General features: G+C 54.3%; 1 pseudogene. It reads left to right on the forward strand.

Features of this window, described 5'->3' with window-relative positions:
- Positions 1–766: pseudogene (locus ACTHSP_RS21095) on the forward strand (hypothetical protein); the annotation flags it as partial.

The raw sequence follows: 766 nt of genomic DNA on the forward strand, positions 1-766 counted from the left end.
GTGAACGGCAGCCAGTTGTACAAAACTGCCAATTCCACAGCCACCCACTTGGGCGGCGGATCGGCAGTTCAGGCCGATGGCAGCATTAGCGCGCCGACCTACACCCTGGCCAATGCCACTGGTACGCCAACGAACTACAGCAACGTAGGCGACGCATTGACTGCGCTGAATGCACGCACCAATGCGGCCAACGCCGGTTGGAAATTCCAAGTGAACAGCGGTGCTGCGGAAACCATCAAGCCGAATGATACGGTAGGGTTTAAAGATGGTACCAACATTGCCATAACCAACAACGGTAAAGACATTACCATTGCCACCAAACCTAACCTGACTGCCGACAGCTTGACAATTAACAACGGCCCGGTCATCAACGGTAACGGTATTAGCACCAACGGCAAAAACATTGATATGGGTAACAACGGCAAGATCACCAACCTGACCAGCGGCAACGTTGCGGCAGGCGACAACAGTGCCGTAACTGGCGGTGCAGTTAATACCGCAATCAATACTGCCATCAATACTGCCGTGACCGATTTGAAAGACGCCGGCTTCAAGATCGGAGCCGACAGCGGTGCAGACGACACCGTAAAACTGGGCGAAACCGTCAAATATGCCGGCGATGCCAATATCAAGACCACGGTTACCAACAACCAAATCGGCTTTAAACTGGCCGACAGCATTACCGTTGGCCCGGCCAGCGGCGGCAACCCGGTTACCGTCGACGGTAGTGCCGGTACGGTTACCGGCCTGACAAACAAAACTTGGA

The organism is Neisseria sp. P0001.S005, assembly GCF_051963715.1.